General features: G+C 32.3%; 8 protein-coding genes. 5 read left to right on the forward strand and 3 right to left on the reverse strand.

Going from position 1 to position 5,621, the window contains the following annotated elements:
- Window positions 1-326 precede the first annotated feature (326 nt).
- From ACH0CI_RS27830 to ACH0CI_RS27840, 3 genes are read left to right on the forward strand one after another with little or no spacing between them, the layout of a single operon-like run.
- Entirely contained in the window at window positions 327-746 is a 420-nt protein-coding gene (locus tag ACH0CI_RS27830; RefSeq protein WP_098113477.1) for a MarR family winged helix-turn-helix transcriptional regulator, read from the forward strand.
- 20 nt (window positions 747-766) lie between these two features.
- Complete coding sequence (locus ACH0CI_RS27835; RefSeq protein ID WP_016766046.1) at window positions 767-1,159, forward strand: rhodanese-like domain-containing protein; 393 nt, start codon at window positions 767-769, stop codon at window positions 1,157-1,159.
- Window positions 1,160-1,164: 5 nt separating this feature from the next.
- Window positions 1,165-1,602 carry an EVE domain-containing protein gene (locus ACH0CI_RS27840; RefSeq protein WP_098113478.1) on the forward strand — a complete coding sequence of 146 codons (438 nt, stop codon included), beginning with the start codon at window positions 1,165-1,167 and terminating at the stop codon, window positions 1,600-1,602.
- A gap of 792 nt (window positions 1,603-2,394) precedes the next feature.
- Here ACH0CI_RS27840 and ACH0CI_RS27845 read toward each other — a convergent pair.
- Window positions 2,395-2,838: a hypothetical protein gene (locus tag ACH0CI_RS27845; protein ID WP_098113479.1), complete on the reverse strand. Its 444-nt coding sequence runs from the start codon at window positions 2,836-2,838 to the stop codon at window positions 2,395-2,397.
- Between the two features lie 1,348 nt (window positions 2,839-4,186).
- Here ACH0CI_RS27845 and ACH0CI_RS27850 point away from each other — a divergent pair.
- Together ACH0CI_RS27850 and ACH0CI_RS27855 are read left to right on the forward strand one after the other, a co-directional pair.
- Window positions 4,187-4,369, forward strand: a complete 183-nt coding sequence (locus ACH0CI_RS27850) for a hypothetical protein (protein ID WP_098113480.1) — start codon at window positions 4,187-4,189, stop codon at window positions 4,367-4,369.
- 175 nt (window positions 4,370-4,544) lie between these two features.
- A complete protein-coding gene (locus tag ACH0CI_RS27855; protein ID WP_202188196.1) occupies window positions 4,545-4,724 on the forward strand; it encodes an aspartyl-phosphate phosphatase Spo0E family protein in 180 nt (59 codons plus the stop codon).
- A gap of 322 nt (window positions 4,725-5,046) precedes the next feature.
- On the opposite strand, the gene ACH0CI_RS27860 is transcribed toward ACH0CI_RS27855, so the two are convergent.
- Both ACH0CI_RS27860 and ACH0CI_RS27865 read right to left on the reverse strand, forming a co-directional pair.
- On the reverse strand, window positions 5,047-5,211 hold the full coding sequence (locus ACH0CI_RS27860) for an IDEAL domain-containing protein (RefSeq protein WP_406902626.1): 165 nt from the start codon (window positions 5,209-5,211) through the stop codon (window positions 5,047-5,049).
- 155 nt (window positions 5,212-5,366) lie between these two features.
- A partial coding sequence (locus ACH0CI_RS27865; protein WP_406902627.1) for a DUF1304 domain-containing protein occupies window positions 5,367-5,621 on the reverse strand: 255 nt, incomplete at its 5' end.

Raw genomic sequence — 5,621 nt, forward strand, 5'->3', positions numbered from 1 at the left:
TCTCTAACCAACCAGTTATAATGAAACATAGTTTGCAAACTAATTCCTCCGTTTACTATATTTTTTCACTTTGGCTCCTTTTTAAGGGGTGTATTAATTAGTTCGACAACTATTTATAGATACCTATCTCATTGGAATTAGACAAGGTAATATACAGAGTCGTATAGGCTATTTTATTTCTAGAATGGACTTTATGTAAACTACATACTATTACTTTTAATATAGTTCACTGTTGCCATTATAAATAATTAATGCTTGTTTTCTGAAATATAGTCAGTTATACTGATTATATATTTTACTGATTATATAAAGAGGTGAAGAAATAATTGAACAAATGGAATCAATCTTATGGTTTTTTACTTGGGAAGGCTCTTCAACAAATGGAAAATAAGTTTTCTGAAGGATTGCTCCCCTTCAACATCAATTCCAGACAATATGGGGTTCTTTTATTTATTGAGGAAAATCCCTATTCATCACAAAAAGATATTTCTGAAAACCTACAAATTGATCGAACAACTATGGTCAGTCATATTGATCATTTGGAAACATTAGGATTGGTGGAGAGAACCAAGAATCCTAATGATAGAAGATCCTACAGTCTGTTGATTACGGAAAAAGGTAAAGAAGTATTGAATTCACGTTGGGAGTTTCTAACCCATATCGAATCAGAGGTGTTAGCCCCTCTAGATCAGCAAGAAAGACAAGTATTAAAAGATTTTTTGATTAGAATTTGGAAGTCACTGTAGAAAACAGGAGGTTATACAAGGTGAATGCACTTGATTATTTTAATGCACGTCTTCAAGCAACAATAAGCCCTATGGATTATATGAAATTGAAGAAAATGAATCCAGATACATACTTTTTACTCGATGTTAGAAATGGTCCTATGCAGGTAAGAAGTGTAACCATTAAGGATGCCTATATCATACCTGAACAAGAAGTAGTCAATCGTTTAGATGAGATACCAAAAGACAAGGAGATTATCGTTTATTGTTGGGACGTTTGGTGCAATACGGCTGCTAAAGTAGCTAAATTTTTATTGGAACAAGGATATCAAGTAAAAGAGTTAACAGGAGGAATTGCGGCATGGCAGGAGATGAACTTCCCTGTTTCAGCATTAACTCTAGATAATTATCCTTCTAATCGTTGTGGGTGTTGATGTGTATGCAAAACAACATAAGGTATTGGATTGGGGTGGCTTCCCGAGACCATGTGATGAAAAGTGTTGAAGGTGGATTTGTTCAACTTTGCCATGGAAAGGAAGCTCCTTTAAAAAAGATGAAGACGGGCGATTGGATCATTTATTATTCTCCAAAGGTATGGCTTAAGAAGAGTGCTCCCTATCAAAAATTTACGGCTTTAGGACAAGTGGTTGATGATCATATTTTTCAATTTGATATGGGAGATGGTTTTATCCCCTTTCGAAGAAAGATAAAGTTTATGAATTGTACAGAAACATCCATTCATCCTTTAATTCTAAAGCTCTCTTTCATTAAAAATAAAAAGTATTGGGGTTATTCTTTTCGATTTGGACATGTAGAGATAAGTGAAAATGATTTTAAAGTCATCCAAGATGAAATGATAGGCTTGAAAGAAAATTAGAGGGTTGCGCAATTTTTGTAACGACTTTTTAGTTCAATTCACTTCCGAGGAAGTATATCTAAGTGAAAAGAAAAGCACAAATCCGTTGGAAATCAATGGTTTGTGCTTTTCTTACTTCCGCGAATACGTTTTATGTTAACTTCGCACACATAAGATCTATACTTACGAAACAGAAAAACTGCCATCGGGGAGGAGGCAGTTTTTCTGTTTTGGATGTTATACAATTTTGGCCGTAAAGAGATACTCCAGAGCGTACGAAGCATCTTGGATAGTTTGCTCGTGTTGTTCTGCATTATTCGTTTTATAAATAAAAGCAGTAAAAACTCCTGATTAACAATCAAGAGTTTTTGCTGAGATAAATGAATGTTGTTCTTTTCAGGTGATGCTTGAAACATCTAAAATAGGCGAGCTTATACTTTTATATTATAATTACCGTTAGGTCTCATAGTTGCACCAAATTCAACGTAAGGCACTTTTCTATAGTTTTTTGGATAGTAATATTGTCGTTTGTATTTGGTAAGAAGGACGTGGAGTATGTAAGCAAAGAGGCTGGTGAAACATATAAAACCCACTCCAGAAGCAATTGTATTTATGAATAAGTCATCTACATTAAAGCTTCTGTATGTAAATCCTATAATTGAACAAATACAACTCTTTTTTCCTGCTATTATTAATAAGGTGGTAAGCATACATTCCTCACGATTTCCTTATTACCTAAGGGTTTCTTTTCTGATAATACCATGTATCTTTAATTTTAAATGTATGGCCCAATAAACGTAGAATTGATTTACATTAAGTACCCAAAATGGTGATGTATGATTGTGTTTGACAGATTTTTTTCAACCACACTGTAAACTCCTCAATCATGTTAATTAACTCACGAATGTACTTTTTTTTGTGACGATTAAACTGTTTGTACGTTTCCTCCACTTTATTAAAATCAATCCATTTCTTTAGTTTAATCATAGGAGGGTCGCTACTCAAAAAACATGCGAGTTCTTGCAGCTGATTACTGATACGTAGCCATGTTTCTGTTTTAATTTCTGTCACTTCCGTAGGTTGATACTGTGGCACATACTTGCAAATCGTGGTGTAGAAATAAGCAAAAGCTTCATCAGCAATATAGACCGAGTCTTTATTCCAATACTTTGCATTGTACTCACCTGGCTTTATTTCTACATAATAAGCATTTTCCACTTTCTCCACATTTGTTATCATTTCAAAAGGGGATTCCATAGCAGCACCTCTTTATTTAATAACGTTAGTATACCCTTTTTCACAAAAACCTCACACACTCGTTCCAACAACACATGTTAGGTTTCAGTTTATAATTGTATAGAGAAGAAAAACTTGAACTTATTAGCCCAAGCTCTTTTGTGCTCAAAATAAGTTTTATGTTAAATGGTTCTGTACATCTTACACACTCACAAGACAAAAGCTCCCTATTTCCGTAGGGAGCTTTTTGCTACAAGAATTATCACATAAGTTGATGCGTTGCGACATCTTTGGTAGTTTACTCTTAGAAAAGTGTTTCCATTCAGAAAATAAATTAATTTATGATCTTGATGTCCATTTCTATAAGCATTTCACTTCCCAACAGGAATAGGATTGTATCCATTCAAGTGAGCAAGATCTGTGTAGATAGAAAACGCTAGGAGACTGATACAAATAACTCCACCGATTAAGAAAAACAGATAATTGAAAAATAGTTTCATCTATAAGTCATTCCTTCCAACTAAAAAAGCACCTTCTCTTTAAGGTGCTTTTTTAGCTCTTATCATCAATACTTTACATTGTAATTTTGAAGCATTACTCATTCTTGAGTAGCTTGCTCTCTACAAGATATTTCTATTCAAAAATAGAAATATCTTTTTAAATCGTTAAAACAAAAAAACTCTCAGTTGAGGATATCCCAAGAGTTTTTTTGCTTATAACGAAATACTTTAAGTTATAACGTATAGAGACTTTATGCCATCATAAGTATCATGCTCAAGTATCAATGAAATTATGTAATAGAGGACTATAGTTACACATCGTATTGTTAAATGCCAATGTTTATATGAGTATATTTATACCTTATGTAAGTTGAAGAACAGAAAAACTACTTTAACTAATTGTTTGATTAATTTTTTAAGGTAGTTTTTCTGCTTTACGCTCTTCAGTTTGAAACAGTGAGAATTACCAAATAGACGCTTCACAGCGTCTTTTCTAGTTCAAAGAATAAATGGTAGATGAACATAATATCTATACTTTTAGCTATTCTAATCTCTTTTCTATTAATTGATCTGTTGTTAAGAAAGTAAAAAAAGTGCTCGCAGTTTAAATAAAACTGCGAGCACTTTAGGAATTTAGAATGTTACTCTGCAAAAAAAAGAAAAAGTTAAAGTGTGATTTAGGTTATTTTCATAAGAAAATAGGTTAGCTATGCTAGTATATCATAATGAGATAAAGCTTGTAAGACAAATTGCAATGATTTTTATAGTTAAGTGTATATAAAATAACTTAAAAAGGGAGAATTTACCTCTTTTATATATTCATACTCCGTAGTATAGTTAGGGAAATTTGATTTGAAGGATTGAAATGATTGAAAGAAAAAGAACTTAAAGATGTTACTCAACACATCAATGATCTCTTTACTAAGTTAATTAATGGAATGATTACGGAAGGCGAGTTCATAGAACTGTCTGATGAACTTTATAAAAAGCAAACAAGATTGAGATATACAATTGAATTAGAAAAAGGGTTATATCATAGGAAATATTATTAATAAATATAAAAAAGCGACCTTGCCTCTCATGCTGTTGACTGGGAGAAAGGTTGCTTTTTATTTATCAATCATTTCTCCAATTAGTCTTTTGTAATATATTGGTCGTTGATACAAATGTAGAATACATTTATTGTTAGATTAATGGAAAAATTAACATTAATGGTAAGAGGTGATGATGGATTGGATGGGTGGGTACAAGATACTTATAAAACAGAGGTTAATTACTGAAATAGAGGTTATGAGAGAGAGAATGATTGTTACAGCTTTAGAAGAAGGTATGGATAGTCATAATACGATTAGAATGAGTAAACTATTGGATCAACTGTTAAACGAATTAGATAAGTTGGATAAATAGACCTTAGCCTCTTACATAAAGTAAAAAGCAACCTCGGCATTGGCAAGCGAGGTTGCTTTTTTATAAGGGTTTGTTCATACGTATTCGAAGTATGAAGCATATATAGATTACTACGTTTCATAATGAGATACTATTTCTAATGTGTTTCTGCTTATAAATAAAAGTGTTCCTTTTAGACCCCTTACTTTATAAGAGGGGTTTTTTTTCGTGTGTTCCAGAAAAAACATTATGTTACCTTCTGTTGTATATATTTCCTTACTTTTGAGGAAATTAAAGCATCTAATTTTAGGCTAACTAGTTTCTTCTATTTATATCGTTTTTGCTAAGAGACGGATTTAAGTTCTTCTGTTAAGCGAAAAAAAGCTTCTTTATCTTTATTTTTTAAGGACTGATCGATTTCTCCAAGAATTTTACTTTTTTTGAATTTTTTCATCATTTGGTTTAGAAACAATTCAGCCAACATTTCATCACGTATATTATTCTCCACCGAACGTCAACCCCTTTATCTTTTTCTGTTTTGCCAACAGTATTCCCTTTCATACTCTTTTTAAGCAAGGTTAATAAAAGAAGCGAGACATATAGTTATATGTAATATACATGATTAAGGTCATATATTCCTTTGTTCCTAACAAAAAAATGTCACTATATAACGAGCAAAAGAGTAATCAGTGCTAAAATAGCCGGAAGTCCTTGTTTTATGATAATTGACTTGTTAGATGCAAAACCACCGTAAATGGCTGCTACTACCACACAAATTATGAAAAACAACTGAACCATATAGCCAACTGAATTGAATCCTAGTATGAGTCCCCAAACGAGTCCTGCGGCTAAAAATCCATTATATAATCCTTGATTTGCAAACATAATAGCTACATTCCGATCTCCTTCCAAGTGCTT

The sequence above is a fragment of the Priestia sp. 179-F W1.4 NHS genome (assembly GCF_045369295.1).
GTDB lineage: Bacteria > Bacillota > Bacilli > Bacillales > Bacillaceae_H > Priestia > Priestia zanthoxyli.